The sequence below is a fragment of the Streptosporangium lutulentum genome (assembly GCF_030811455.1).
In the GTDB taxonomy this organism is placed as follows: Bacteria; Actinomycetota; Actinomycetes; order Streptosporangiales; family Streptosporangiaceae; genus Streptosporangium; species Streptosporangium lutulentum.
In genome coordinates this window covers 6118070-6144362 of record NZ_JAUSQU010000001.1, presented here as the reverse complement: position 1 = coordinate 6144362, position 26293 = coordinate 6118070, and the positions used below count along the sequence as shown (strand labels likewise).

General features: G+C 70.2%; 21 protein-coding genes. 10 read left to right on the top strand and 11 right to left on the bottom strand.

Annotated features, from left to right (window positions below):
* Position 1: 1 nt before the first annotated feature.
* Positions 2-985, bottom strand: a complete 984-nt coding sequence (locus J2853_RS27275) for a quinone oxidoreductase family protein (RefSeq protein ID WP_307562809.1) — start codon at positions 983-985, stop codon at positions 2-4.
* Between the two features lie 89 nt (positions 986-1074).
* Between J2853_RS27275 and J2853_RS27270 the strand changes: the two genes are divergently transcribed.
* A complete protein-coding gene (locus tag J2853_RS27270; protein WP_307562807.1) occupies positions 1075-1476 on the top strand; it encodes an ArsR/SmtB family transcription factor in 402 nt (133 codons plus the stop codon).
* Between the two features lie 227 nt (positions 1477-1703).
* On the top strand, positions 1704-1907 hold the full coding sequence (locus J2853_RS27265; RefSeq protein WP_089212737.1) for a cold-shock protein: 204 nt from the start codon (positions 1704-1706) through the stop codon (positions 1905-1907).
* Positions 1908-1988: 81 nt separating this feature from the next.
* Here J2853_RS27265 and J2853_RS27260 read toward each other — a convergent pair whose 3' ends face one another.
* The 3 genes from J2853_RS27260 to J2853_RS27250 form a co-directional block, all read right to left on the bottom strand.
* Positions 1989-2456, bottom strand: coding sequence for a hypothetical protein (locus tag J2853_RS27260; RefSeq protein WP_307562803.1), 468 nt, complete (start codon positions 2454-2456; stop codon positions 1989-1991).
* On the bottom strand, positions 2453-2680 hold the full coding sequence (locus J2853_RS27255) for a hypothetical protein (protein ID WP_307562801.1): 228 nt from the start codon (positions 2678-2680) through the stop codon (positions 2453-2455). The genes J2853_RS27260 and J2853_RS27255 overlap by 4 nt, the downstream gene beginning before the upstream one ends.
* A gap of 90 nt (positions 2681-2770) precedes the next feature.
* The gene (locus J2853_RS27250) at positions 2771-3586 is read right to left on the bottom strand and encodes a crotonase/enoyl-CoA hydratase family protein (RefSeq protein WP_307562799.1); all 816 of its coding nucleotides are present in this window, start codon (positions 3584-3586) and stop codon (positions 2771-2773) included.
* A gap of 527 nt (positions 3587-4113) precedes the next feature.
* Between J2853_RS27250 and J2853_RS27245 the strand changes: the two genes are divergently transcribed.
* The 7 genes from J2853_RS27245 (at position 4114) to J2853_RS27215 (ending at position 16572) form a co-directional block, all read left to right on the top strand.
* Positions 4114-5664 carry an acyl-CoA synthetase gene (locus tag J2853_RS27245; RefSeq protein WP_307562797.1) on the top strand — a complete coding sequence of 517 codons (1551 nt, stop codon included), beginning with the start codon at positions 4114-4116 and terminating at the stop codon, positions 5662-5664.
* A 42-nt stretch (positions 5665-5706) separates the two neighbouring features.
* Positions 5707-6609, top strand: a complete 903-nt coding sequence (locus J2853_RS27240) for a Zn-ribbon domain-containing OB-fold protein (protein ID WP_307562795.1) — start codon at positions 5707-5709, stop codon at positions 6607-6609.
* Complete coding sequence (locus J2853_RS27235; RefSeq protein ID WP_307562793.1) at positions 6610-7629, top strand: thiolase family protein; 1020 nt, start codon at positions 6610-6612, stop codon at positions 7627-7629.
* Between the two features lie 177 nt (positions 7630-7806).
* Entirely contained in the window at positions 7807-8961 is a 1155-nt protein-coding gene (locus J2853_RS27230; RefSeq protein WP_307562791.1) for a thiolase family protein, read from the top strand.
* Positions 8962-8982: 21 nt separating this feature from the next.
* Complete coding sequence (locus tag J2853_RS27225; protein WP_307562789.1) at positions 8983-10578, top strand: acyl-CoA synthetase; 1596 nt, start codon at positions 8983-8985, stop codon at positions 10576-10578.
* Positions 10579-10630: 52 nt separating this feature from the next.
* The gene (locus J2853_RS27220) at positions 10631-14956 is read left to right on the top strand and encodes a CHAT domain-containing tetratricopeptide repeat protein (RefSeq protein ID WP_307562787.1); all 4326 of its coding nucleotides are present in this window, start codon (positions 10631-10633) and stop codon (positions 14954-14956) included.
* Between the two features lie 131 nt (positions 14957-15087).
* On the top strand, positions 15088-16572 hold the full coding sequence (locus J2853_RS27215; RefSeq protein WP_307562785.1) for an aldehyde dehydrogenase (NADP(+)): 1485 nt from the start codon (positions 15088-15090) through the stop codon (positions 16570-16572).
* Between the two features lie 354 nt (positions 16573-16926).
* On the opposite strand, the gene J2853_RS27210 is transcribed toward J2853_RS27215, so the two are convergent.
* Positions 16927-17517: an FAD-dependent monooxygenase gene (locus tag J2853_RS27210; RefSeq protein WP_307562783.1), complete on the bottom strand. Its 591-nt coding sequence runs from the start codon at positions 17515-17517 to the stop codon at positions 16927-16929.
* 189 nt (positions 17518-17706) lie between these two features.
* Between J2853_RS27210 and J2853_RS27205 the strand changes: the two genes are divergently transcribed.
* Positions 17707-18333 carry a TetR/AcrR family transcriptional regulator gene (locus J2853_RS27205; RefSeq protein WP_307562781.1) on the top strand — a complete coding sequence of 209 codons (627 nt, stop codon included), beginning with the start codon at positions 17707-17709 and terminating at the stop codon, positions 18331-18333.
* A gap of 233 nt (positions 18334-18566) precedes the next feature.
* On the opposite strand, the gene J2853_RS27200 is transcribed toward J2853_RS27205, so the two are convergent.
* The 6 genes from J2853_RS27200 to J2853_RS27175 form a co-directional block, all read right to left on the bottom strand.
* A complete protein-coding gene (locus J2853_RS27200; RefSeq protein ID WP_307562780.1) occupies positions 18567-19856 on the bottom strand; it encodes a pectate lyase family protein in 1290 nt (429 codons plus the stop codon).
* A 121-nt stretch (positions 19857-19977) separates the two neighbouring features.
* Complete coding sequence (locus J2853_RS27195) at positions 19978-21294, bottom strand: ABC transporter substrate-binding protein (RefSeq protein WP_307562778.1); 1317 nt, start codon at positions 21292-21294, stop codon at positions 19978-19980.
* Between the two features lie 79 nt (positions 21295-21373).
* On the bottom strand, positions 21374-23410 hold the full coding sequence (locus tag J2853_RS27190) for a DUF6807 family protein (RefSeq protein WP_307562776.1): 2037 nt from the start codon (positions 23408-23410) through the stop codon (positions 21374-21376).
* A complete protein-coding gene (locus tag J2853_RS27185) occupies positions 23407-24486 on the bottom strand; it encodes a mandelate racemase/muconate lactonizing enzyme family protein (protein ID WP_307562774.1) in 1080 nt (359 codons plus the stop codon). The genes J2853_RS27190 and J2853_RS27185 overlap by 4 nt, the downstream gene beginning before the upstream one ends.
* Positions 24486-25358 (bottom strand): 5-dehydro-4-deoxyglucarate dehydratase, encoded by an 873-nt coding sequence (locus tag J2853_RS27180; RefSeq protein WP_307562772.1) that lies wholly within the window; start codon positions 25356-25358, stop codon positions 24486-24488. The genes J2853_RS27185 and J2853_RS27180 overlap by 1 nt, the downstream gene beginning before the upstream one ends.
* Complete coding sequence (locus tag J2853_RS27175) at positions 25358-26242, bottom strand: NAD-dependent epimerase/dehydratase family protein (protein WP_307562770.1); 885 nt, start codon at positions 26240-26242, stop codon at positions 25358-25360. Before J2853_RS27175 ends, J2853_RS27180 begins: the two co-directional genes overlap by 1 nt.
* Positions 26243-26293 lie beyond the last annotated feature (51 nt).

The following is a 26293-nucleotide window of genomic DNA, read 5'->3' as shown; positions in this document are numbered from 1 at the left end:
TTCAACGAGGAGTACGGACGACGTACTTGCCGGTGCCGTGACCCGCGGCGAGGAGGTCGTGGGCGGCGGGGACGTCGTCCAGTGAGGGCAGCTCGACGACGGGGAGCGAGAGCTGCCCCGCGGCCAGGAAGCCGAGTACACGCCGGATGGCCGTGGAGACCTTCTGGGGTGAGGCGGCCAGCAGCCCGCGGTGGCTGAAGCCGGAAAGGGTGATGTTGCCGCCGATGAGGCGTCCGGCCGACGGCAGGGGCCCAAGCGGCTCGCCGGTGGCGTTGCCGAACATGACGACGCGCGCGCCGGGCGCGGCGATCTCAAGATCGAGCTCCAGGGCGGTGGTGCCGAGCGGGTCGAGGACGACGTCGATGCCGCGCCCGTCGTTGGCGGCGCGAATCGCCTCGGCCATCCGGTCGCCGCGGGCGACCGCGACGTCGTAGCCGCTCCGTTCGGCGGCGGCCACCTTCTCCTGGCGGCCCACGGTCCCGATCAGCCGTCCGCCGCCCAGCAACGGCACGAGCTGCGCCAGCGCGCCGCCGATCCCGCCACTCGCGGAGTGCACCAGGACGCTGTCGCCGGGGGCGAGGTGGCCGGCTTCCAGCAGCAGCAGCGCGGTCGTCAGACCCAGGGGGGTCGCGGCGGCGATCCGCAGCGACACGTCGGCCGGCACCGGGACGGCCAGCTCCGCGCGGGCCAGCGCGATCTCGGCCAGCCCCCCGCCGGCCGGTACCGCCGCCACCCGGTCCCCGGCGGCCAGACCGGCGACGCCGGCGCCGACCTCGCGCACCGTACCGGAGACCTCGAGGCCGGGCCGGTACGGCCAGCTCGTGGCGTAACCGGCGTCACCGCGACGGGCCATCACGTCCATGAAGTTCAGGCCCGCGTAGGCGACGTCGATCGAGACCTCTCCCGGACCGGGGCGCGGCTCGTCCGTCTCCCGCACGTGCGAGTTCTCCGAGCCTCCCGGCGAGGTCATCACCAAAGCGCGCATGCTCGACTCCCGTTTCTTGTTTCGATGTTCGACGTACTACGAAACTAGTATCATGGTTCTACGATGATTGTCGAAAAAGGAGTTTGCCCGTGCCCCGCTCGCATCAGCGCCGCGCACCGTTGACCCACCCGCCGGCCGCCGAGATCGAACTGCTCGACATCCTGCACGCGCTGTCCGATCCCACCCGTATGACGATCGTCGAGACCCTGCGGGCCGACCTTGAGCGCGCCTGCGGAACCTTTCCGGTCGAGGTGGCGCCCTCCACCCTCAGTCACCACTTCCGGGTTCTGCGCGACGCCGGCCTCATCCACCAGCGCGAGGAGGCCAACCGCAGGCTGACCATGCTGCGCCGCGACGACCTGGAATCGCGTTTCCCCGGGCTGATCGACGCGATCCTGGCCGCTCGTGAACGGCCGGACCCCACGTCCGGGGCTCCGGCGGAAGCACGCGACGTGGCCGGGGGGAGTTCCGGTGACGGCGTCGTTTGGTAGCCACGACGTCGCCGAACGGAGTGGTAGTGCGGTCTCGCCGATGAGGAGGTGCTACCGTGAAGACAGTTGCAGTTGTGGTACCCATGAAACTTTGTGTGCACCTGACGGGATGTGACCCCCAGGTGCATTTTTTGGTTTGCCGGTCATCTCCGGATGGGCTCGACGCGGCGACGCGGGATCCGTACAGCGCGGGTTCCGGTTCTGCCCCCCTATCAAAGGAGATCGACATGGCTACTGGAACCGTTAAGTGGTTCAACGCGGAAAAGGGCTTCGGCTTCATCGAGCAGGACGGCGGCGGCGCTGACGTCTTCGCCCACCACTCGAACATCGCCACCCAGGGCTTCCGCGAGCTGCAGGAAGGTCAGAAGGTGACGTTCGACGTCACGCAGGGCCAGAAGGGCCCGCAGGCCGAGAACATCGTTCCTGCCTGACACAGGCGCACGAAACACGGTCGGGCCCGCACCTGGAAAGGTGCGGGCCCGACCCGTTCTCCGGTGACCGGTCAGCTGTGATCAAGCGTCTACGCGGGGCTTGCCGCTCGTTGACGGGGTGGCCTTCTTCCTGAGCCTCTGGCCACTCGGTATGGGTCCGGCCTTCTCGTCAAGCAGCTTGCCGACGGCCTGATGGGATATGCCGAGCAGGACGCCTATATCGCGCTGGCTGTAACCGCGAGCCCGCATGCGCTGGGCGATCTGCCGTGTCCGCCTGCCAGCTTCCTCCCGCTGGCGTTCGGCCGCTTCTCGAGCCTGCTGGGTAGCGGCGAGTTCCTCAGCCAATTCGGCATCGGCGAGGATCACATCGATGTCGCCCACCTCGGACTCGTCGATCTCCAACATGAGAGCGATCAAATCGCGAGCCATCGCTTCCGCGTGGTCTAGTCGCTTCACTTGAGTGTGGTAGGTGCGCTTCAGTCCCGGTCCGCCGACGACCAAGCCCCACCAGTCTTCGTCTCTGCTCGCGGTGACGTGGTAGGTACTCACTCGTTTTCGCCTTCCTGCTCCTTGGCCTCGGCCAACATTTCTTCCCACATGCGCAGGATGCCCTTGGCGGTGTTCTCCTTGATCTCGCTATGGCGGGGGATCGGTATCGCATCGCTACCGATGTACCACTTGTCGTGATTGCCGCCATGCTTAGTGGTGATCTCTATGTCGTATTCCTTGGCGAGGCGGGACATCCGCCGTTCAAGGTCACGCTTTTTCATCACGAGTTTAGGCTACTGAGGTTGCCAGCATCAAGGCAGCCTGGGTTGCCAAAGATGTGCGTATCGAAAAGATCGGGGCGGCTTCGGGAGTGGTCATTTGCCCTGGTAGAGGGCTGGGCGCTTCTCTCTGAAGGCGAGGGAGCCCTCCTTGGCGTCCTCCGAGCCGATCACCGGCCAGCCGATGCCGTCGGAGACCTTCAGCGCCTCGTCCTCGGGCATGCCCAGGGTCTCGCGGTAGGCGCGGAGGATGGCCTGCACGGCGAGCGGGCCGCACTCGGTGATCTGGCCGGCGATCTCCAGGGCCACCGTCAGCGCCTGTCCGTCGGGGACGACGCGGTTGACCAGGCCCATGCTCAGCGCCTCCTGGGCGGTGACGGCCCGGCCGGTCAGCAGGATGTCCATGGCGAAGGCGTAGGGGATCTGGCGCGGGAGCCGTATCGCCGAACCGCCCATCGGGAACAGCGCGCGGCGGGCCTCGAACAGGCCGAGGGTGGCGGACTCGGAGACCACGCGCAGGTCGGTGCCGACGAGCAACTCGGTGCCCCCGGCCACGGCGTAGCCCTCGATCGCGCAGACGATCGGCTTCGTGGGCAGGGCGCCGGAGTCACGGAGCAGGCCCTTCCAGTGGTAGTCGGGGATCTCCGCCACCCGCTGCCGGACTCGGGGGTCGTTCGACGGGGTGCCCATGGCCTTCAGGTCGGCGCCCGCGCAGAAGGTCCCGTTCGCACCGGTCAGCACGGCGACGCGGACCTCGGGCTCCTCCGAGACGTAGGCCCACGCGTCGGCCAGGCCGACGAGCATGTCCGAGGAGAGCGCGTTCTTCGCCTCGGGCCGGTCCATGGTGACGACGACGATGTGGTCGTCGCGCTCGACGCGGCAGTGCGGCGTGCTGATCGGCAGAAGTTCCACGTACGACCTCCATTGATCTAGCAAGCAATTGCTAGGGGATTGTAGATCCACCCGGTCCTCGCCGCCAGCGGGCCCGGGGGGCTTCGTTCACATGAGAAATGCGGGCCTTCGTCGTGCGGTGGACGGCGACGGTGTTCCCGGCCGGCGCCTCGTCTGTCAGGCGGAGCCGGGCTCTCCCTCCGCGAAAGGCCCCGGTGCCGCTCGACGTGACCCGCACCGACGCCACGGGCCCCGGAACCGGGGTGCGGAAGAGATGATCACGGTCCCTCGCGACTACGGCGCCGATCTTCTGGGCATGAGGGCCGAGGTGAGCGTTTCCCCGGAATCCGGGTGAGGAGGGCCACGATCGCGCTCTGGCCCATAGTTTGGATCAAGCGATTGCTCGGTGCCTCTCCATCGGGTTAGTCTGCCCCTGCGTACGAGAACAGATTCTTGTTCTATCCCTCCCGTACCGCCTGGGTCTTTCGCGATATCTAGAACGTGATTCACTTTGGTGGCAGGGAGCCTTTCGGCGGAGAGGATTTCCGATGGGCACGCTCGGCTTCTGGAGGCTGGCGCAGGCGGATCCGGAGTGGATCGCCGCCGTGGACCCGGACGGCACCGAACATCGTGCCGGTGACCTGCTCGCGCGAGCCAACCGCCTCGTACACGGCCTGCGGGAGCTGGGGCTCAAGGAGGGCGACGGCCTCTGCGGACTCGTGCCGAACGGTTCCGACGGGCTGGTCCTCTACCTGGCCGCGCTGCAGGCCGGCTGGTACTACACGCCGATCAACTGGCATCTCACCGGACCCGAGATCGGCTACATCGTCGCCGACAGCGAGGCCCAGGCCTTCTTCATCGACGAACGCTACGCGGAGGAGGGACTGCGCGGCGTCACCGAGTCGGGCATCTCCTCGGGTCGTGTCTTCGCGTTCGGGCAGGTGGACGGGGTGCCGCCCGCCTCGCGGCTGACCGAGGGCCGGCCCGCCACCGCCCCCGCCGACCGTACGGCGGGCGCCACCATGCACTACACCTCCGGCACCACCGGCAAGCCCAAGGGGGTGCGCCGGGCGCTCAGCGGCCTGGATCCGGACGACGCCGCCGAGATGATGACGTTCCTGCCCAGCCTGTTCGGCATCACCCCGGGCAAGGAGAACGTCCATCTGGTGACCTCGCCGAACTACCACACCGCGGTCACCCAGTTCGGCGGTACGGCCCTGCAGATGGGCCACACGCTCGTCTACATGGACAAGTGGGACGCCGAAGACATGCTCCGGCTCTGCGAGAAGTACCGCGTCACCAATTCGCACATGGTCCCCACCCACTTCAAGCGTCTGCTCGCGCTCCCGGAGGACGTGAGGAGCAGGTACGACCTCTCCTCGCTCAGGTGGATGATCCACGCCGCGGCCCCCTGCCCGGTCCCGGTCAAGTGGGCGATGTTCGAGTGGTGGGGCGACTGCGTCTACGAGTACTACGCGGCGACGGAGGGCGGCGGCACGATCGCCACCCCGGAGGGCTGGAAGAAGCACCCCGGCACCGTCGGCAACGCCTGGCCGATCAGCGAACTGCTCATCGTGGACGAGAACCTGGAGCCGGTCCCGACCGGGACCCCCGGCACGATCTACATGAAGATGATGGGCGTCGCGTTCGAGTACAAGGGCGACAAGGCGAAGACCGAGGCCAATCGCCTCCGGGACCATTTCACCGTCGGAGACATCGGCTACCTCGACGAGGAGGGTTTCCTCTTCCTCTGCGACCGCAAGGCCGACATGATCATCTCGGGCGGGACCAACATCTATCCCGCCGAGATCGAGAACGAGCTGACGGTCCACCCGAAGATCAGCGACGTGGCCGTGTTCGGCATCCCCGACGACGAGTGGGGAGAGCAGATCAAGGCGGTGGTCGAGCTCGTGCCCGGGGTCACCCCCTCGCCCGAACTCGCGGCGGAGCTCATCGACTCGCTCAAGGGCCGCCTGTCGAAGATGAAATGGCCCAAGTCCATCGACTTCATCGAGGAGATGCCGCGCGAGCCCAACGGCAAGCTCCTCAAACGCAAGCTGCGTGATCCGTACTGGGAAGGGCGAGACCGTGCGATCTGAGAGCCGCGAGCGCCGGCACATCACGGGGAAGGGGACCCGCGGATGACCGTGGAGGCGCGAAATCTGGAAGCGCGGTACGTTCTGGAGTTCCCCGGAGGCTACACGCGCACGACGGGGCCGGTGATCGGGCGTTTCCTCACCGAGTTGAGGGACGGGCGCATCGTCGGGGTCCGCACGGCCGAGGGCCGGACGCTGGTGCCGCCGCTGGAGTACGACCCGGACACCGGCGACGCCGTCACCGGGGAGTTCATCGAGGTCGGTCCCGCCGGGACGGTCGAGAGCTGGTCGTGGGTGCGCGCCCCCAGAAAGGCCCATCCGCTGGACCGGCCGTTCGCCTGGGCTCTGATCAGGCTGGACGGCGCCGACACCGCGCTCGTCCACGCGGTCGACGCGGGCGACGTCAAGGCCATGCGCCCCGGCCTGCGCGTCCGTCCCCGCTGGCGGGCCGAGCGCACCGGGCACATCACCGACATCGAGAGCTTCGTCCCCGAGGTCACCAGGATCGTGTCCGCGGTCCGCGGCGAGTACCTCTTGAGGCCGGGCCTGGCGCTCGCCCGCTTCCTGGAGGGCGTCGCCGAGGGCGTCTTCGTCGGCGGCCGGTGCGGCTCCTGCCACAAGGTCTACGTGCCCTACCGGACGACCTGTCCCGAGTGCGGCGTCGCGATCACCGAGGAGGTCGTCCTCCCGGACACCGGCACGATCACGACCTTCGCCATCAACAACCTGCCCGACCCGCGCGCCCCCGAGGTGCCGTTCGTCTCGGCCTACATCCTGCTCGACGGCTCCGACCTCCCGATGATCGCCCTGGTCGGCGGGATCGCCGCCCACGAGGTACGGCAGGGCATGCGGGTGCGGGCCGTATGGGTTCCCGAAGAGGAACGGACGCCGTCCATGTCGAACATCAAGTGGTTCGCCCCCACCGGCGAGCCGGACGCGGAGCTGTAGATGCGGGAGATAGCGGTCGTCGCGTTCGCGCAGACCCGGCACAGCGCCACCGACGAGGGGCAGAGCGAGGCCGAACTGATCGTCCCGGTACTGGACGAGGTCAGGGCCAAGACGGGGCTGCGCAGATTCGGCTTCACCTGCTCGGGGTCGTGCGACTACCTGGCGGGTGCGCCGTTCTCCTTCGTCTCCGCGCTCGACGCGATCGGCGCCTGGCCGCCGATCGCGGAGAGCCACGTCGAGATGGACGCCGCCTGGGCGCTGTACGAGGCCTGGGTCGCACTCCAGCACGGCGACGTCGACTCCGCCCTGGTCTACGGCTTCGGAAAGTCGTCCCAGACCGATGTGCGGGAGATCATGACGCTTCAGCTCGACCCCTACTACCTGGCTCCCCTCGGACTCGACCAGGTCTCCTTCGCCGCGCTGCAGGCCTCGGCCGCCGGGGCGGGACGCGCCGAGCTGGACGAGATCGTACGGCGCAGCCGTGCCGACGGCAGGGCCAACCCCTACGCCCTCGACCTGCCCGATCCCGCCGGGGGCGACTTCGAGGTCGATCCGCTGCGGCCGTACGACATCGCCCCGAGCACCGACGGCGCCGCCGCGGTGGTGCTGGCGGCGGGGGACCTCGCCAGGGAGCTGTGTGAGAACCCGGCCTGGATAACGGGGATCGCTCATCGGATAGAGCCTCATTATCTGGGCATGAGGGATCTCGCCCGGTCGACCTCCGCCGCCGACGCCGCACGAGCGGCGGGGGTCGGCAAGGGTCAGGTCGACGTGGCCGAGCTGCACGCGCAGTTCAGCCACGAGGAGCTCATCCTGCGCGAGGCGCTGGAGCTCGGCGAGGGCACGGTCGTCAATCCGAGCGGCGGACCCCTCGCGGCGAACCCGGTCATGGCCACCGGCCTCATCAGGATCGGCGAGGCGGCCCAGCGCATCCTGGACGGCGGCGCGAGCCGTACCGTCGGACACGCCTCCAGCGGCCCCTGCCTCCAGCACAACCTCGTCACCGTCATGGAGGCCTGAGCATGGAGCGAACCCGACGCAGTGAGCGGAGTGGTCCGCGCGGCGAAGCAAGCGGCCCGCGGAGCGAGCGAGGAGCGGTGAGCGACCATGGGGCTGGGCGAACCCGACGCAGTGAGCGGAGTGGTCCGCGCGGCGAAGCAAGCGGCCCGCGGAGCGAGCGAGGAGCGGTGAGCGACCATGAGTGGTAACCGTTGCGCGATCATCGGTGTCGGGCAGACGTACTACACGACCAAGCGGCTGGATGTCTCCATGGCCGGACTGGTCCGTGAGGCGGCGCTGCGGGCGCTGGAGGACGCGGGGCTGACCTGGAAGGACATCGACGCCGTTGTCATCGGCAAGGCGCCCGACCTGTTCGAGGGCGTGATGATGCCCGAGTCCTACCTGGCCGACGCGCTCGGTGCCTCGGGCAAGCCGATGATGCGCGTGCACACGGCGGGTTCGGTCGGCGGGTCCACCGCGCTAGTCGGCGCCTCGCTGATCCAGGGCGGCGTGCACGACCGGGTGCTCGTGGTGGCCTTCGAGAAGCAGTCGGAGTCCAACGCGACCTGGGCGCTCTCCACGCACCTGCCGTTCAGCGCCTCGCTGGTGGTCGGCGCGGGCGGCTACTTCGCCCCGCACATCCGCGAGTACATCCGCCGCTCCGGCGCCCCCGAGCACATCGGCCACCTGGTGGCGGTCAAGGACCGGCGCAACGCCCTGAAGAACCCCTACGCCCATCTGAAGATCCCCGGGATCGACCTGAAGATGGTCGAGGCGACCCCGATGCTCTGGGAGCCGATCCGCTATCTGGACACCTGCCCCTCCTCGGACGGCGCGTGCGCGATGGTCCTGTCCGCCGAGAACAAGACCACCGACAGCACCCCCGCCTGGGTCCTCGGTACGGCGATGCGCTCCGAGCCGATCTCCCGGGCGGACCGGGACACGGTGAGCCCGCAGGCCGGCAAGGACTGCGTGGCCGATGTGTACCGGCAGGCCGGGATCACCGACCCGCGCAGGGAGATCGACGTGGCCGAGGTGTACGTGCCCTTCTCCTGGTATGAGCCGATGTGGCTGGAGAACCTGGGCTTCGCCGCCGAGGGGGAGGGCTGGAAGCTCACCGAGTCCGGTGCCACCGCCCTGGACGGCGACATCCCGTGGAACGCCTCGGGCGGGGTGCTGTCGAGCAACCCGATCGGCGCGTCCGGGCTGATCAGGTTCGCCGAGGCGGCACTCCAGGTCAGGGGGATGGCGGGGGATCACCAGGTGGACGGGGCCCGGCGGGCCCTCGGGCACGCCTACGGGGGCGGCGCGCAGTTCTTCGCGATGTGGATGGTCGGCAGCGACAAACCCTGATCTCCCCCCAGGAGGGGCTCTATGGAGTTCAACCACGCAGATCTGTTCGAGGGACTGGCGGACGCGATCGGGGACCGCACCGCCGTCATCTGCGGCGACCGCCGCATGACCTACGCCGAGCTGGACGCGCACGCCAACCGGCTCGCGCACCACCTGACGGCCCGGGGTGTCCGGGCCGGGCAGCACGTCGGCATCCATCTGTACAACGGCATCGAGTACGTCGCGGGCCTGCTGGCCGCCCTCAAGATCCGGGCCGTTCCGGTCAACGTGAACTACCGCTACGTCGAGGCGGAACTGCTCTACCTCTACCAGGACTCCGACATCGTGGCGCTGCTGTTCGACGTGGAGTTCGACGACCGGGTGGCGGCCGTGGCCCCGCGGGCTCCCGAGCTGAAGCACCTGATCGCGGTGGGCGGCCGGTCCGGGGTCGAGGGGGCGGTGCCGTACGAGGAGGCGCTGGCGGGGCAGCCGGAGACGCGCGGATTCCCGGAGCGGTCGGGCGAGGACCTCTACATCATCTACACCGGCGGCACGACCGGCATGCCCAAGGGCGTGATGTGGCGGGTCGAGGACATGTTCTTCGCCTTCGGCGGCGGCAATCCCTCCGGTGAGCCGCGCGCCACGCCGGACGAGGTGATAGAGGCCGCCATGGCCGCCGGTCCGGTCACCATGATGGCGGCCGCCCCGCTGATGCACGGCGCGGCCCAGATGGCCACCTTCATCAGCTGGTGCATCGGCGGCACGATGACCTACGTCCGCAAGTTCGACGCGGCCGAGGTGCTGCGGACGATCGAGCGGGAGAAGGTCCTCACGATCAACATCACCGGGGACGCGATGGCCCGCCCGCTGGCCGACGAGATCGCCACCGGTGCCTACGACCTGTCCTCGCTGTTCGTGCTCAGCTCCACCGGCGCCATCCTGACCGGTTCCGTGCGCGCCCGTCTGGAGGAGCTGCTTCCCGGCCGGATGATCATGGACAGCTTCGGGTCCACCGAGTCCGGCTACACCGCCTCGGCCGTCCCCGGCTCCTCGCCGGAGTCGGGTCTGCGCTACCAGGCCAACGTGCACGCCGACCTGGCCGTGCTCAACGAGTCCCTGGAGCCGGTCAAACCCGGCACGGACGAGCTCGGCACGGTCGCCAGGAGCGGCCGGATCGCCTTCGGCTACTACAAGGACGACGGCAAGACCCGCAGCACCTTCGTGACCGACAAGGACGGCGTCCGCTGGCTGCTCACCGGTGACATCGCCAAGGTCGAGGACGACGGCACGATCGCGATCTTCGGCCGTGGTTCGGCCTGCATCAACACCGGAGGGGAGAAGGTCTTCCCCGAGGAGGTCGAGGCGGTGCTCAAGGGCCACCCGGCGGTCTTCGACGCGGTGGTCACCGGCATTCCCGACGAGCTGTGGGGCAACCGGGTCGCCGCCGTGATCGAGCTCCGTCCCGGCACGGAGTCGTCGGCGGAGGAGCTCGACGCCCATTGCCGGCAGAAGATCTCCGGCTATAAGGTCCCCAGGACGTTCGCCTTCGTCGACGAGATGGTCCGCTCCCCGGCGGGCAAGGCCGACTACCGCTGGGCCAGGGAAACCGCCCAGGCCGCACAGGACGCACCGTCCTGAGCCGGAAAGGCCTGGCTTCGCAGGTGTGGGGACGCGTGCTGTGGGAGGTGGCATGAGTTCTCGCCCGAGGGCAGGCGACGGCCCTTCGCCTCCCGCCGCCGGAGGGCCCGGCCAGTGGTATCAGCGAGCTCTCATGGCGTTCCGCCGGTACGAACGCACCGGGGACCTCGACTCGCTGCACGACGCGATAGGCCTGTTACGCCGGACGTTGGAGGCCGCTCCACCTGACGACCCGTACCGCGTCGGATACCTCTCCTCGCTGGAAGCCGCGCTGGACGCCCTGTTCGAGCGGACGGGCGACGTGGAGACGCTGGCCGAGGTGATTCGGGTGGGCGGAGAGGCGGTGGCGGCCGGCGACCTTCGCGACCCCGACCGCGCCGGCCGCCTGAACAACCTCGGCAACGCCCTGCGAATCCTGTTCGAGCGGACCGGTGACGCCGGAGCGCTGGCGGAGGCGGTGCGGGCGGGCCGTGACGCCGTCGCGGCCACCCCGCCCGACCATCCCGACAGAGCCGTGCGCCTGTCCAACCTCGGGATCGCCCTGCAGGCCCTGTCCATGCGGACCGACGACGAGGAGGTGCCGGAGGAGGCGGTGCGGGTGGGCCGGGAGGCGGTGGCGATCGGTGACCCCCGCGACCCCCGCCACGCGAATCATCTGCACAATCTCGGGGTGACCCTGCGGGTTCTGTTCACGCGTACCGAGAACGTGGACACGCTGGCCGAGGCGGTACGCGCTGGACGAGACGCTCTGGAAGCCGTTCCGGCCGGTCATTCCCACCGGGTCATGTACGCGGACAGTCTGGGGCTCGCCCTGTACGGCCTGTCCGAGCGGACCCACGACCTCGCGGTGCTGACCGAGGCGGCGCGGGTGGGCAGGGAGGTGGCGGAGGCCACCCCGCCGGACCACCCGGCTCGCGCCACGCGCCTGTACAGGCTCGGATCGGCTCTGCGGGCTCTGGCCGATCGGACCGGGGACCTCGTCATACTGGCCGAGGCCGTCGAGGTGAGCCGGGACGCCGTCGCCGCGGCGTCGCCCGATGATCCCAACAGCCCCGGATACACGAACGGCCTGGGGAACGCGCTTCTGGCCTTCTCCGAGCGAACCGGAGATCGCGACACCCTGGACGAGGGGGTGCTTGTCTTCCAGGGGGTCGCCGCGGCTCTCCCCGCGGACCATCCCCAACGCGCGACGGTCCTGAACAACCTCGGGGCCGTCCTGAAGACGCTGTTCGATCGAACGGGAGACACACAGGTACTGGAGGCCGCGGTGCGGGCGGCCCGGGAGGCGGTGGAGGGCGCTCCGCCAGACCATCCCAACCGCGCCCGGAACCTGTCCAACCTAGGGGGCGCACTGCGTTCCCTCTTCGAGCGAACCGGCGACACCGGGGTGCTGTCCGAGGCGGTTAGGGCGGGCCGTGAAGCCCTGGCCGTCATCCCGCGAGCCCACCCCTCCCACGCCATGTGCGCGTCCAGCCTCGGCAACGCCCTGCTGGCCGTGTTCACGGCGACCGGCGACCCGGCCGCGCTGTCCGAGGCGGTGAAGGTGGGCCGGGACGCCGTCACGGCGGCGTCGCCCGGCCATCCGGACCGCGTCAGGTGTCTCGGCAATCTGGGGGCCATCCTGCGGGTCTCGTTCGATCAGGCCGCGGACGCGGAGATCCTGGCCGAGGCGGTGCGGGTGATCCGGGAGGCGGTCGACACGGCCCCGGCGGGCCATCCCGAGCGCGTCGTCTACCTGGACGCCCTCGGGACGGCCCTGCAGGCCCTGTTCATGTGGACCGGGGATCCCGCCGTGCTGGACGAGTCCGTGCGGGCGTCCCGGGAGGCCGTCGCGGGTACCGCTCCCACCGCTCCCCGCCATGCGGTATTCCTGAGCAACCTGGCGATCGGACTGCGCATCCTGTTCGAGGAGGTCGGTGACGTCGGGGCGCTGGGTGAGGCGGTGCGGGTCGCCAGGCAGGCCGTGGCGGCGACCCCGCCGAGTCACCCTCGGCGAGCGAATCAACTGGGCATCCTCGCGACCACCCTGCATCGGCTGATCAGGCAGTCCGGTGACGCCGGGGCGCTGGGTGAGGCGGTGCGAGCCGCCAGGGAGGCCGTGGCGGCGACGCTGCCCGGCCAGCCCGGCCACGCCGGCACCCTGAACAACATGGGGATCATCCTGAGGTTCCTGTTCGAGCGGACGGGGGATCCCGCGGTGCTGGACGAGGCGGTGAACGCCGCCAGGGGGGCCGTGGCCGCGACTCCACGAGATCACCCCAACCGCGCGCTCTACCTGAGCAACCTTGGGATCGTCCTGCAGGTCCTGTTCGTCTGGACGAGGGAGCTCGCCGTGCTGGGCGAGGCCGTGCAGACATACAGGGAGGCCGTCGCGGCCGCTCCGCCCGGCCACCCACGCCGCTTCCTCACCCTTTCCAACCTCGGCCGCGGGCTGCGGGAACTGTTCGAGGAAACCACGGATCCGGCCGTGCTGGCCGAGGCCGTCGGGACGGCCCGGGATGCCGTGCGGACCGCTCCCGCCGACGCTCCTTACCGTCCCATGTACCTCAACAACCTCGGCCTCGTCCTCCGGGCGAGATTCCAGCAGATGGGGGACGTGAACGCGCTGGCCGAGGCGAGGGGTGCCTTCGCCGAGGCCGCGCGATCCATGATCGCGCCGGTGGAGGAACGGATACGCGCGAGCCGAGGTCTGGGGGGCATGGAGATGGCGGCGGGGGACGGGGCCGCCGCGCTCGCCGCGTACGAGGACGCTGTCGCCCTGTTGCCGCAGGTGTCGTCGCGACGACTCGCACGCATGGATCGGGAGCACGTCCTGGGGGAGATGAACGGACTGGCCGCCGAGGTGGCGGCCGCGGCCCTTCGGGCGGGGCGGCCGGCACGCGCGGTGGAACTGCTGGAACAGGCTCGCGGGGTGTTGCTGAGTGAGGCGATGGACGCTCGCGGCGATCTCGGGGACCTGCGGGCACGGGCACCTGCGCTGGCGGCCGAGTTCGGGCGGCTCCGTGACGAGCTGGACGCCGCCGACCACACCGCTTCCGACGAGTTCGGGCTCGGAGTCCTGGTGTCGGAGGCGCCGGAAATCCTGCCGCGATCGGGGGACGAGACCGTGAGCGTCGCGGCCCGGACCGCTCCGTATGAGGCGGCCCGGCGGCTGGCCGAGCGGCGCTGGCGACTGGCGCTGGACTGGGACGGGCTGCTGGGGCGGATACGCGACGTGCCGGGCTTCGAGGGATTTCTGCTCCCGCCCTCCATCGACGACCTGCGACGGCAGGCCGTCGACGGCCCGGTGGTGATGGTGAACGTGAGCGAGCATCGGTGCGACGCGCTGGTGCTCACCGCCGACGCGGACCTGCCGGTAAGGGTCGTCGAGCTACCCGCTCTCGGCGACGGCGCCGTGACCGGGCAGGTATCCCGGTTCTACACCGCCCTGGGCGCGACCGGCGGGTCCATGGGAGAGCGGCGAAGGGGACAGCGGGAGATGCTGGCCGTGCTCGGCTGGCTCTGGGACGCGGTCGCCGAGCCGGTTCTGGCGGAGCTCGGATTCACCGGGCATCCCGGGCCGGGGGAGAGCTGGCCGCGCCTGTGGTGGTGCCCCGTCGGCGAGATGACCTTCCTCCCGCTTCACGCCGCCGGCCACCATCGCGACACGGGATCGAAGGAGCGGCGGTCGGTGCTGGACCGTGCCGTGTCCTCCTACGCTTCGACGATCCGTGCTCTGCGCTACGCCCGGCACGATCGTGAGGTCTCCCCGTCGGAGGCGGCGCGCGCGGAGTCCGCGGTGGCGCTCGTCGTGGCGATGCCCGAGACCCCGCAGGCACTCCGGCTGCCGGGCGCCAGTGCGGAGGCGGCCCGGCTGGTCGAGCTCCTGCCGGGCGTCCGTACCCTCGTCGGGCCCGAGGCCACGCGTGACGTGGTTCTGGAGGCGCTGCCCAGGCACCGGATCGCCCATCTCTCCTGCCACGGGCTCAACGACTGGAACGCCCCCGCCTCCAGCAGGCTGCTGCTGCACGACCACGTCACCGACCCGCTCACCGTGGTCGCGGTGTCCCGCATCCGGCTTCCCGACGCGGAACTGGCCTACCTGTCGGCGTGCAGCACCACCACCACCAACCTGCGCCTCGCGGACCAGGCCGTGCACATCACCGCCGCCTTCCAGCTCGCCGGATACCGGCACGTCATCGGCACCCTGTGGTCCATCGACGACGCCGTCGCCGTCCGGGTCACCGACCATGTCTACACCCACCTCACCGACGGCGGGAGGACCGCGCCGCGTACGGAGCAGGCGGCCCTGGCGTTGCACCAGGCCACCCGCCGGCTCCGTGAGGACTACTCCGCGAGCCCCAGCCTGTGGGCCGCCCACATCCACGCCGGAATCTGAGGGGGCCCTCGGACCCTCCTTGTCCGTGACCGTGAGAATGGTCCGGGGCTTCCACGGGCAGGGGGCGGTCATCGTCTCAGAAAGCCCCTACCGTAAAGGACGGCCCCCGCACGACGGCATGGCCGTATCCGATGACGAAAGGCTCTGCGTTGATTCACTCATATGACCCCCGGACCGGTGAATCTCTCGGCGACCCCCTCGCTTCGAGCTCGGACGAGGAGGTGAACGCGATCGTCGGGGCGGCCCACGCGGCGGGACCCGCCTGGCGTTCCGCCGACCGGGCCTCGGTGCTCGACGCGATCGCGGGCGCGCTGGAGGAGAACGTCGAAAGGCTGTGGCGGGCGGCCGACGCCGAGACCGCGCTGGGTGAGACCAGGTTGCGTGGCGAGGTCGCGCGGGCCGCCGGGCAGTTCCGGCTCTTCGCCCAGGTGCTGCGGGACGGCGGATACGTCGAGGCGGTGATCGACCACGCGACGGAGCAGCCGCCGGTCCCCGACCTGAGGCGGATGAACCACCCGCTGCCCGGTGTGGTCGGTGTCTTCGCGGCGAGCAACTTCCCGTTCGCCTTCTCGGTCGCGGGCGGTGACACCGCCTCGGCGCTGGCCGCCGGGTGCCCGGTGGTGGTCAAGGCCCATGACGGCCACCCGCGCACGTCGGAGCTGTCGGCGGAGGTCATCCAGGGCGCCCTGCCCGATCCGGCGCTCCTCGGCCTGGTCCGGGGGCTGGAGGCGGGCCGGAGCCTGGCCCGGCACCCGGCCGTCGTGGCCGTCGGATTCACCGGGTCCATTCCCGGTGGCAAGGCCGTACAGGCCCTGATCGGCGAACGCCCCGATCCGATCCCGTTCTACGGCGAGCTGGGCAGCGTCAACCCCGTGGTCGTGCTGCCCTCGGCCTCACGCGAGGGCCTGGCCTCGGGGTTCGCCGCCTCGCTGACGCTGGGGGTCGGCCAGTTCTGCACCAACCCCGGGCTGCTGTTCGTCCCCGACGACGCGGAGCTTCTGACCGCTCTGGCCGAGGCGGTCGCCGCGACCACGGGCGGTCCGATGCTGACCGAACGGATGCAGGGCGGGTTCCTGCGCGGGCTGGCGCGACTCGAAGGGCTCAGCCTGCTGGCCGGGGGGCAGCCGGGAGAAGGCGCCTTCTCGGTGACTCCCCAGGTGTTCGTCACCGATCTGGAGTCCTTCGCGAGCGACCTGCACAACCTCTCGGAGGAGTGCTTCGGCCCGGCCTCCGTCGTGGTGGTCTACCGTGACCCGGCGGAGCTGCCCGCCGTGCTGGAGCGGCTGGAGGGGTCCCTGACCGCCACGATCCACGCGACGGATCCCAAGGAGGCGCGAGACAGCGCCGAGGTGCTGCTCAGGAAGGCGGGGCGGTTGATCTGGAACGGCTGGCCGACCGGCGTCGCGGTCCGCTGGGCCATGCACCACGGCGGCCCCTGGCCCGCCAGCACGGCCGCCGCCCACACCTCGGTCGGCGCCGCGGCCATCGGCAGGTGGCTGGTTCCCACCGCCTACCAGGACTGGCCGGCCGAACTGCTCCCGGTCGAGTTGCGCGACGAGAACCCGCTCGGCATCCCCCGCCGCGTCGACGGAGTCCTCGTCGAGGGCCGCTCCTGACGCCCCGGCGATCTTTTTGAGGCCCCGCACGGAATCATCCTCCAGCTCGTGCTATCGACGGTGCCGTCGGTAGCACGAGTGGTGGGACAAAGAAGTTCAGCGTCACGATTTCTGAAGAACGTGCCGAAACAGTGCAAGCTCGCATCGGTAGGGGCGGTTTCTCTGCGTACGTCTCCGAGGCGCCGGCCCGGCAGATCGAGCGCGACAACCTCCGTGAGCTCGTTGCCGCCGCCGAATCCCGGCATGGTCCGGTTGGTCGCGCTGCGGTTGAGGCCAGACGCGCCCTCCCGCAGGAAGGATCTCCTGATCGGAGTGCCGATCGCACCTCGGCCGTATGATGCCGGGCAACGTTTCTCAGGCTTGGTAGTCCTTGAGGGTGACGGCGGTGGCGGCCTTGCGGATCGTTTCGGTGATGCGGCCGATGGCGCGGTCGCTCCAGGACGCGGGCAGGTGGGGGAGCAGCCTGAGCATCCGGGTCTGGATCCAGATCTGTGACCGGGAGGTCAACACCATCCCCTTGACGTTGGTCTGCGCGAGCTTCTGGTTCTGGGTGACGAAGTCGCGCATCTCCTCCTCGTAGCGGGCGAACGCCGTACGGTGGTCACCGGCCGCGGCGGCCAGTTCGCCGGCCAGCACGTAGGCGCCGACCAGGGCCAGGCTCGTGCCCTGGCCCGAGGCGGGAGAGGGGCCGTAGCCCGCGTCCCCGACCAGCGCCGTCCGCCCGCTGGACCAGCGGTCCATGTGGATCTGGCTGATGGAGTCGAAGTAGAAGTCCGGAGCGTCCCACATGGAGTCCAGTAACACCGGGACGTCCCACCCTCCTCCGGCGAAGGTCTCGGCCAGGATCTTCTTCTGCTGCGCGATGTCCCGGTGGTCGTAGGCGAGTGATCCCGAGGCGAAGATGAACATCGCCTTGGCCTGGGCGTCCTGCCGCGTGCTGTACATGCCGGCGCTCTTTCCCGGTGCGGGATGCATCAGCTCCCAGCGGTCCAGGTCACGGTGGTTGGGAGTGGTGACGTCTCGGTTGAGCGGGCGCGGTTCCTGCTCTGCTCCGCCGACTGTACGACTGTTTGATACGATCGTCTAGTACAAACGTCCAAGACAAATGTTTCAGACTCGGTTAGGATCTGGGCCATGGGAAATCGTGAGGACCTGCTCGCCGGCGCCAAGCGCTGCCTGTACGAGAAGGGTTACGCGCGTACGACCGCGCGTGACATCGCCACGGCCTCCGGCGTCAGCCTGGCAGCCATCGGCTATCACTACAGGTCCAAGGAGGCCCTGATGAACGCGGCGCTCCACCAGGCGATGGAGGAGTGGGGGGAGGAGATCGAACGGGCCTTCACCACCGGTGCCGTCGCCGGAGCCACGCCGGCCGAACGCTTCGCGGCGGCCTGGGACCGGGTGATCGAATCCTTCACCACCCACCGGCCGCTGTGGGTCACCCAGTTCGAGATCATCGCTCAGACCGACCACCTGCCCGAGGTGCGCGAACTGCTCGCGGCGGGAGTGGACGCGGCGCGTCTCGGGCTCGCCGAGCTGTTCCAGAGCATCCTCGACACGGGCGAGGAGAAGGAGGAACAGGCGGCGGTCGGCGCGTTCTACCAGGTGATGCTCACCGGCGTGCTGGGGCAGTGGCTGGTCGCCCCGGAACGCGCCCCTTCCGGCCGAGACCTGGCCGTCGCGCTGCGGGCCGTCGCGGCGAACATCGCCCCGGCCGTCGGACCTGACCAGGCCGGACAGGACGGCGACGGGCACGCCTGACCGGATGAGCCCGCAGGGCCGGAGCGGGCGGCCCGATGGCCGGACAGGACGGCCTCACCCCGGACCGGGACGTGAGAAGGGACTCCCGCCGGCGGCGGGAGTCCCTTCCGGGATGGTCACTCGGGACGTCGGGAGGGCCCGTCGTGGGCGGGAGCCCTCTCGTGAGTGAGGGAAGCGCGGTCGGGTGCTCCGTTCCGCCGTGCGGGGTCAGCCGGCCGTTCCGTCGTGCGGGGTCAGCCGATCTTTCCGGCGCCCGCGCGCTGGGAGACCGACAGCCGCACCGACTCCGCCGGGTCGATCCCGGTGTGCCGGGTGGGGGTCCAGCCCGCGTCCGTGCCGAGGTCGGGGTCGTTGACCGCGTTGTGGACGGCGATGAGGTCGATCGGGGTGACGTGGCCGCCGACGCGCAGCACGTTTCCGCGGGCGGTGAGGGTCGTGCCGCCCCAGTTGTAGAGGAGCGTGGCCGGATCCACCGCCCGGCCCAGGCGGAAGAAGTTGTTCTCGGCGAAGATCTGCGACTGCACGCCCACGCCGAGCGCGTAGACGAAGGTCGAGGCGTCCGGCACCTCGTAGTAGTTGTTGTAGACGTGTACCTGGCCGAAGCGGACGCGGGGAAGCCGCTGGAGCACGTCGTCGAAGTGGTTGTGGTGGACGGTGACCCTCAGCCTGCCCACGTCGGCACCGGGGGTGTTGGTCGAGCCGATCAGCATCGTCTTGTCGTGCCCGGCGAAGCGGTTCCACGAGGCCGTGACAAGGTCGGCGCCGTTGGTGATGTCGAGCTGCCCGTCGTGCACCTGGTACGGCCTGCCGAAGTACAGCGGCTGGCTTGAGTCGGGGTTGTCGCCGTCGGTGAAGGTGTTGTGGTCCACCCACACGTGCGTGGAGCCGGTCACCGAGATGTTGTCGTAGAGGGAGTTCCAGTTGCCCTCGGCGCCGTCGGTCGGGTCCCACTGGGGGAAGCAGTCGGCGGTGTCCTCGAAGCCGATGTTGCGGACGATGACGTTGTCGGCCTTGTCGATGTGCAGGTTGACGCCGCGGATGCGCGCGTTCTTGCCGAGGCCGACGATGGTGGTGTTCGAGCCGACCTTGAGCTTGATGTTCGCGGTCTGCCGCGCGGCCGAGGCGACCCGCGCGTCCTCCAGCGGGCCCGAGGGCTCGGTGGTCCTGCCCCACACCGCCGGATCGTACGCGGCGAGGTAGGCCTGCAGCGTGTAGCCGCCGGTCGTGTAGTCGGCGCAGGTCTTGTCGGTGTCGATCGTCCCCTTCACATAAATGATCTTCGGTGAGGGGGCGGCGAGGGCGGCGGCCAGCTGGGTCCGGGTCGACACGGTGTGCACGTTCGAGGCCGGTGCGGCGGAGCCGCCGGTGGTGCCGGACCCCTCGGCGGCCCAGCCGTCGTTCGCCGGCAGGATCTGGCGGCCCGGGTCCCGGCCGCTCTGGGAGGCGGAGCCGGCGGCGGACGCGGGTGGGGCGGCGAGGACCGCCAGGGACAGAAGGGCGGTGAGCGCGATGGCTCGTTTCATGGGGAATCCTCCACAGGTCAGGTGGGAGGGAGGCTCCGTACGGCCCCCGAGAGCCTTCCGGTGAACAACGGACGGGCGCCCCCCTGGTCAGGGGATGGGGGCGCCCGCCCGAAGCGATGGGTCAGCCGCCGTTGCGCTGCTTGTACGCGGCCTGCGCCTCGGTCAGCTTGGTCGCCAGCACGTCCAGGAAGTCCTTGGCGGGCAGGGAGCCCTGCATGACCTTCTGGAACTCGGGCTCCGAGTCGGTCTTGGTGATCGCGTTGAACTCGGGCAGGTGGTACGGCAGTTGCACGACCTTGGTGGCCGGGTCGTTGAGCACCTTGACCGCCTCGGAGATGTGCTGCGCCTGCTGGATCCACGCCTCGCCGGCGACCTCGGTGTTGGCCGGGAGCACACCGGTCTTCTCGGCCCAGTAGCTGTTCATCGCCTTGGAGGCGGCGAACTCGGCGAACTTGTAGGCGGCGTCCTTCTGCTTGCCGCTCGTGAACAGGCCGATGCCCGCGACCGGGTTGGACAGGATCGCCTGCACGCCGGAGTCGGACTTCGGCACGGCCATCGCCGCCACCTTGTCCTTGCCGAGCGTCTCGACGTGGTCGGTGTACGACCCCAGGTTGTGCTGCATGATCGCGATGTTGCCGCCGTCGAACTGGGCGACCATCTTCACGTAGTCGTTGCTTATGTCGGCCTCGGGTGTGACCTTCTTGTACATCCCGACCAGCTTTTCGAGCGCCACCACGTTCTTCGGGTCGTTGACCGTCGCCTTGCCGGACGCGTCGAAGATCTCGGCGATTCCGGACTGGCCGTACACCACCTCCAGCATCTGCGCGATCGAGCCCGCGCCGCCGCGGATGGTGAAGCCGTAGCGGTTGTTGGCGGTGTCGGTCAGCTTCTCCGTGGCGGTGAAGAAGTCGCTCCAGTTCTTGGGCGCTTCCAGACCGGCCTCCTTGAACCAGTCCGTCCGGTACCAGAACACGCCCATGTTGGTGGACATCGGCACCATGTAGGTCTTGCCGTCGGGCACGGTCCCCTTGACCGTCGAGACGACCTGCTCGTTCAGCTTGCCGTTCAGCGCGCCGCCGGAGATCCGGTCGTCCACCGCGTCCAGTGACTTCTGCGCCACCAGGCTCGACAGCATCGCGGTGGAGACGCCTCCCACATCGGGCAGGCCGCCGGCGGCGATGGCGGTGTCGTACTTCTGCTGCACCTGGGCGATCGGGATGCCGACGTATTTGACCTCGATCGTCGGGTTGGCCTTCTGGAACTCGGCGATGATGTGCTGCCACACCGGGGTGCGGGCGGGACCGCCGTTGTCGTCCCAGAACGTGATCGTGGTCTTGCCGCCGGCGGACTCCGGTTCGTCCGAACCGCACGCGGCCAGACCCGCGCCGAGCATGAGCGCCGTGGTCAGGATCGCCAGGTGCTTCGAGCGTGTGATCATTGTTCCCTGCCTCTCTGTTTCATGTCCCCCGACATCGCTGTAACCGTGCAATCAACGAACTTCGCCCGCGACCTGCCCGTCATCGCGAGACCTCCGAGGCGAGCGCCGCGGCGTCGGCGCGGTTCAACCGCCCGTCCGCCACGACGGTGACGATCCTTCGGGTAAGGGCGCCCTCGATGAGCAGCGGCGTCTCCCACGCGAGCGCCGGGCCTGCTCCCGGGTACTCCACGACCCGGACGAACCAGGGATCCGTCCGCTGGACGAAGACCAGGGTCCAGTCGGCCGACGTCATGGCGAGCCAGGGGGAGGTGGAGCCGTGCACCGCGTCCTCGCCCTCCGCGTCCTCGGTGAAGACCCGGCGATCGGTGGCCGACCCGGGCGCCCGCCAGAAGAATCCGCCGTATCCGGCTCCGGCGCGTCCCTTGGTGGCCGAACTCCTGACCGTCAGCGGCTCGCCGGTGAGGTTCGTCAGCGTGAAGGAGAAGTCGAGGGCCCAGCACCCGTCGAGTTCCACCGCCCGGACGCTCCGCGCCTCGCGGGCGATCTCGGAGCCGTCCGCCCCCTCCCAGGACAGGGACTCCCCGAAGCCGGAGGGGTCCTGCCAGGAGAATTCGAGATGCCGCTGCGTCCCGTGGTCCCCGAGCCAGGAGGGTCCCCGGTCGCGGACGTAGGTGCGGCCGCCCCAGAAGTTGTTCCCGCCCACGTCGGAGACCGCCACGCTCACTCCCAGGTGGTGCACGTGGTCGGCGGGGGCGACCTCGGTCACCACCGTTCCGCCCAGTGTCCGCACCGGATGCAGGTAGGGCCGGGGCGACGACGTCCTCGGCAGCCGAGCCCGCACGACGTACTCGGCCACCCGCGTCCCTGAGAGGTCGAGTCCCACGGTCCCGGCGGCGTCGTCCCCTGAGGTCTCCGGCGTCCCGGACCGGGTGTCCCGCGTGGTCGTCCCGGGGCGGGTGTCCCGCATGATCGTCGCGGGTGCGGGTGCGGGTGCGGGTGCGGGTGCGGGTGCGGGTGCGGGTGCGGGTGCGGGTGCGCCCGGAGCCCACGGCAGCCCCAGCTCCGAGTACAGCGCGAGGCGCTCCGCGCTCGCCGCCGTGACCTCGGCGATCCCGGGGAGGACCCGGCGCTCCTCCTCGACCTCCTGGAACCCGTCCGCGATCGCGAGGGGCTCGGGCGCCAGCCGTACCGACTCCAGGACGCGCATGAAACCGGCGGTCCGTTCCAGCGGGACGAGCAGGTCCGCGCCTTCGCGGATGTGGGCGATCAGGTTCTCCAGCAGGTCGGTCCTGGGGTGCACCTCGGAGGTCCCGCCGAACTCGACCCGGTCCTCGGTGTAGGTCAGCCGGATCCGCCCGCTCTCGCCGTGCACGATCAGGTAGGGCTCGTGCCGCCGGTCCGCGCACAGGGTGACCGCCACCGTGATCGAGGTCCCGTCGTCCATGCGCAGCCGTACGCACGAGGTGTCGTCCGCCTCGATCGCGTTGGCGCGGTAGAGCTCGACCTCGACGTCCTCGACGTCGCCCCCGGAGATGGCCAGCGCGGTCGCCGTGGCGTGCGCGAGCGGGTTGGTGAGGGCGCCGTCGACCACCGCCACCCCGTCGACCTCGCGTTTCCCGGCCCACGGGACCCGGCTGAAGTAGGAGTAGGGGCGCTCCCACGCGCCCGCGGCGCCGATCCCGACGACCCGGCCGATCAGCCCGTCGGCGATCATCTTCCGGATCGCGGGAATCGCCTCGGAGCCGAGGCTCTGGAACCCCACCTGGCAGGCGAGCCCGGTCTCCTCGGCCACCGCGACGATCCGCTCGTAGTCGGCGAACGTGGCGGCGGGCGGCTTCTCCAGCAACACGTGCGACCCGGCGCGCAGGGCTCTGGCCGCGAGTTCGGCGTGGGTCTGGATCGGTGTGCAGAGGATCGTCACCTCGGCGCCGGTCCGCCCGATCAACTCGACCAGGTCGCCGGAGAACCCCACCCCGTCGGGAAGCCCCTCGACGGGCCGCACGTCACACACCCCGGCGAACTCGACCAGCCCGGCCTCGGACAGCCGCCTGAGGTTCTGAAGGTGCCACCAGCCGTGCCCGTGCGCCCCGGCGAGTATCACGCGAACCGGTTTCATTCCGTCACCTTCCAGCGCAGTCCCAGACCGGAGTGGTCTCCGGCGCGCAGCTCGCACTTGTCCACCGCGACCGGGTACGGCTCCGCGATCAGGCCGAGCGCGGCGAAGGAGGCGTCCTCGACCTCCTCGGCCATGCACGGCAGCGGCAGGGACAGCGCGAGCTGGCCGGAGATCTCCGGCAGCAGGTGCGGGTAGACCGGCACCCCGAACGTCCTGGCCAGCTCGACGATCCGGAGGAACGGGGTGATCCCGCCCACCCTCACCACGTTCGGCTGGAGGATGTCGCATGCCCCGGCGATCAGCAGATCCCGGAAGTCGTAGATGGAGTAAGCGCTTTCCCCAACGGCGATCGGAATGTCGACGGCGTCGCGCAGCCGGGCCTGCCCGGTCACGTCGTCCGCCGGCAGCGGCTCCTCCACCCAGTGCAGCCCGTACTCCGCCAGCGCGGCGATCGCCCGCCGCGCCCTCGGCAGGTCCCAGCGCTGGTTGGCGTCGACCATGAGCAGCGTGTCAGGGCCGATCACCTCGCGGACCGCGGCGACCCGCGCCACGTCCTCGCTCAGCGCGTCACGGCCCACCTTGATCTTCACGGCCGGGTGGCCCGCCGCCCGCCAGCGTCGCGCCTGGGCGACGAGCTCCTCAAGCGAGTAGTGCAGGTTCACGCCGCTGCCGTACACCGGCACGCTGTCCCGCCGCCGCCCGAGCGTCTCGACCAGCCCGGCCGCACCGCAGCGCAGGTCCCACAGCGCCAGGTCCACCCCGGCCATCGCGATCGTGGTCAGACCGCCGCCGCCCGCCTCGCGCAGGTGCCGCCAGAGCAGATCCCAGACGACCTCCGGATGCGGTTCGAGGCCGACGACGGCCTGGCGGATCTCATTGTCGAGCAGGGCCTGTACGGCTCGGGCCCCGATCTGCGGGGTCCACGAGAACCCGGTCCCCCTCCGCCCGTCGGCCAGCGTCAGCTCAACGGTGATCACGTGGTTGGCGGGCACGTCGGCGCCCCACGGCCGGGGCAGCGCCACGGTCCTGAGCGTCGTCGTCAACGCTGTGATCACCGGCCGCTCGTCGCGCGTCATCAGTCCTCCACCAGGGTGAGACCGGACTTGATCAGCCGCACGAGCTCTTCGAGGTGCTCGGGGGAGGGGTCGACCAGCGGCGGGCGGACCCCGCCCACGTCCAGGCCGCGGTGCCGTACCCCGGCCTTGACCAGGGAGATCGCGTAACCCGGCACCTTCGCGCGCAGCCGTACGAGGGGGGCGTAGAACTCCTTGATCAGGCGCTCGTCGCCGTTCAGGTAGGCGGTGGCGATCTCGGGGGCGAAGCAGAACACCGCGCTGGAGTAGAGCTCCACACCGATGCCGCGATAGGCGGGCATGGTCAGCTCGGCCGTCGGCAGCCCGTTGAAGAACAGGAAGTCCGGCCGTTCCTCCCGTACGGCCAGCACCGTCCGCTGCATGCGGTCGATGTCGCCGACGCCGTCCTTGATGCCTGCCACGCCGGGAAGACGAGCCAGCTCGACCGCCGTCTCGGGCTCCAGCACGACCGACCCGCGCTGGTAGATGATCGTGGGCAGCACCTCGGAGACCGCCGTGACGTAGGCCGTGTACCCCTCGCGCGGGCCGCTCGCCAGGTAGGGCGGCATGAGCAGCAACCCGTCGGCGCCCGCGTCCCTGGCCGCGCGGGCCTGGGCGAGCGCGGTGCCGATCGGGCCGCCGGCCCCCGCCAGCACCGGTACCCGGCCGTTCACGGTCTCGGTCGCGATCCGCACCGCCTCCGCGTGCTCGGCCTCCGACAGCGCGGAGAACTCGCCGGTGCCACAGGCCACGAAGACCCCGCCCGGACGGTGTTCCAGCCCGCGCCGCAGGTGCTCGGCCAGCACGTCCCCGGCCAGGACGCCGTCGGCGCCGAACGGGGTGACCGGGAAGAACAGCACTCCGCTGAGGTCCATCACAGGGCTCCGATCTCTGTGCGCCAGCTCCGCTTCGCCTGCCAGCCGAGCAACCGTCCGGCCTTGGCCGAGGAGAAGGCGGGTGCCGAGCCGGTCAGTCCGGCGGCGAGCCCCGCGGTGGCGGGATTGATCCGGGGGAGAAGCTCGGCCAGGGGCTCGCGGGCCAGCGCGTCGGCCGCGCCCGCGAAGAACACCTCGCCGTTGGGCAGCTCGGGGAGTCTGCCCAGCAGGGTCAGCACCAGCTCGGAGGCGTCGCGGGCGTCGATGTAGTTGAACAGCGACACCCCGGCGAGCTTCGGCCGGTCCAGCCGCTCGGCGATCGTGTGTCCCGACTGGGTGGGCGCGCCGGCCCACTCCTCGGGGGCGATGACGAAGCACGGCCGGATCGCCGCCAGCTTCGCCGTCGAGGTGCGCGCGAACGTGGCCATCACCTGCTCGGCGACCAGCTTGGACAGGCTGTAGGCGTTCCACGGCGCGACCGGGTGGTCCTCGTCGATCGGCAGGTAGGCGGGAGCCCAGGCGGGCGTGCCGTACCCGATGACCGTGGGGCTGCTGGCGATCACGATCCGCTCGACCCCGAGCCCGGTGGCCGTCTCGCACACGTTGAACGCGAGCTGGGTGTTGACCTTGTAGGTGAAGGCGTCGGTCCGGCTGAAGGGGGTGGCGATCGCGGCCAGGTGCACCACGGCGTCCGGGCGGAACCGCGACATCACCTCGAAGGCCTCGCCCAGATCGGTCAGGTCGGCGGGAAGCACGGCGGCGGCCTCGGCGGGGGTGCCCGGCGCGGTGTCCACGCCGATCACCTCATGCCCGGCGTCGGCCAGCGCGGTGACCACGCTCCGGCCGAACCGCCCCGCGCTCCCGGTGACGAGAGTTCGTGTCATTGGTCGTTCACCGCTCCTCATTCGTCGCGCCGACGGTCTCGGTTCCCGGCC

Excerpts from the sequence above, each read along its gene's own strand:
- J2853_RS27275 (WP_307562809.1), bottom strand. The coding sequence starts at position 985 with ATGCGCGCTTTGGTGATGACCTCGCCGGGAGGCTCGGAGAACTCGCAC.
- J2853_RS27265 (WP_089212737.1), top strand. The coding sequence starts at position 1,704 with ATGGCTACTGGAACCGTTAAGTGGTTCAACGCGGAAAAGGGCTTCGGC.
- J2853_RS27245 (WP_307562797.1), top strand. The coding sequence starts at position 4,114 with ATGGGCACGCTCGGCTTCTGGAGGCTGGCGCAGGCGGATCCGGAGTGG.
- J2853_RS27240 (WP_307562795.1), top strand. The coding sequence starts at position 5,707 with ATGACCGTGGAGGCGCGAAATCTGGAAGCGCGGTACGTTCTGGAGTTC.
- J2853_RS27235 (WP_307562793.1), top strand. The coding sequence starts at position 6,610 with ATGCGGGAGATAGCGGTCGTCGCGTTCGCGCAGACCCGGCACAGCGCC.
- J2853_RS27230 (WP_307562791.1), top strand. The coding sequence starts at position 7,807 with ATGAGTGGTAACCGTTGCGCGATCATCGGTGTCGGGCAGACGTACTAC.
- J2853_RS27225 (WP_307562789.1), top strand. The coding sequence starts at position 8,983 with ATGGAGTTCAACCACGCAGATCTGTTCGAGGGACTGGCGGACGCGATC.
- J2853_RS27220 (WP_307562787.1), top strand. The coding sequence starts at position 10,631 with ATGAGTTCTCGCCCGAGGGCAGGCGACGGCCCTTCGCCTCCCGCCGCC.
- J2853_RS27215 (WP_307562785.1), top strand. The coding sequence starts at position 15,088 with ATGACGAAAGGCTCTGCGTTGATTCACTCATATGACCCCCGGACCGGT.
- J2853_RS27210 (WP_307562783.1), bottom strand. The coding sequence starts at position 17,517 with ATGTACAGCACGCGGCAGGACGCCCAGGCCAAGGCGATGTTCATCTTC.
- J2853_RS27205 (WP_307562781.1), top strand. The coding sequence starts at position 17,707 with ATGGGAAATCGTGAGGACCTGCTCGCCGGCGCCAAGCGCTGCCTGTAC.
- J2853_RS27200 (WP_307562780.1), bottom strand. The coding sequence starts at position 19,856 with ATGAAACGAGCCATCGCGCTCACCGCCCTTCTGTCCCTGGCGGTCCTC.
- J2853_RS27195 (WP_307562778.1), bottom strand. The coding sequence starts at position 21,294 with ATGATCACACGCTCGAAGCACCTGGCGATCCTGACCACGGCGCTCATG.
- J2853_RS27190 (WP_307562776.1), bottom strand. The coding sequence starts at position 23,410 with ATGAAACCGGTTCGCGTGATACTCGCCGGGGCGCACGGGCACGGCTGG.
- J2853_RS27185 (WP_307562774.1), bottom strand. The coding sequence starts at position 24,486 with ATGACGCGCGACGAGCGGCCGGTGATCACAGCGTTGACGACGACGCTC.
- J2853_RS27180 (WP_307562772.1), bottom strand. The coding sequence starts at position 25,358 with ATGGACCTCAGCGGAGTGCTGTTCTTCCCGGTCACCCCGTTCGGCGCC.
- J2853_RS27175 (WP_307562770.1), bottom strand. The coding sequence starts at position 26,242 with ATGACACGAACTCTCGTCACCGGGAGCGCGGGGCGGTTCGGCCGGAGC.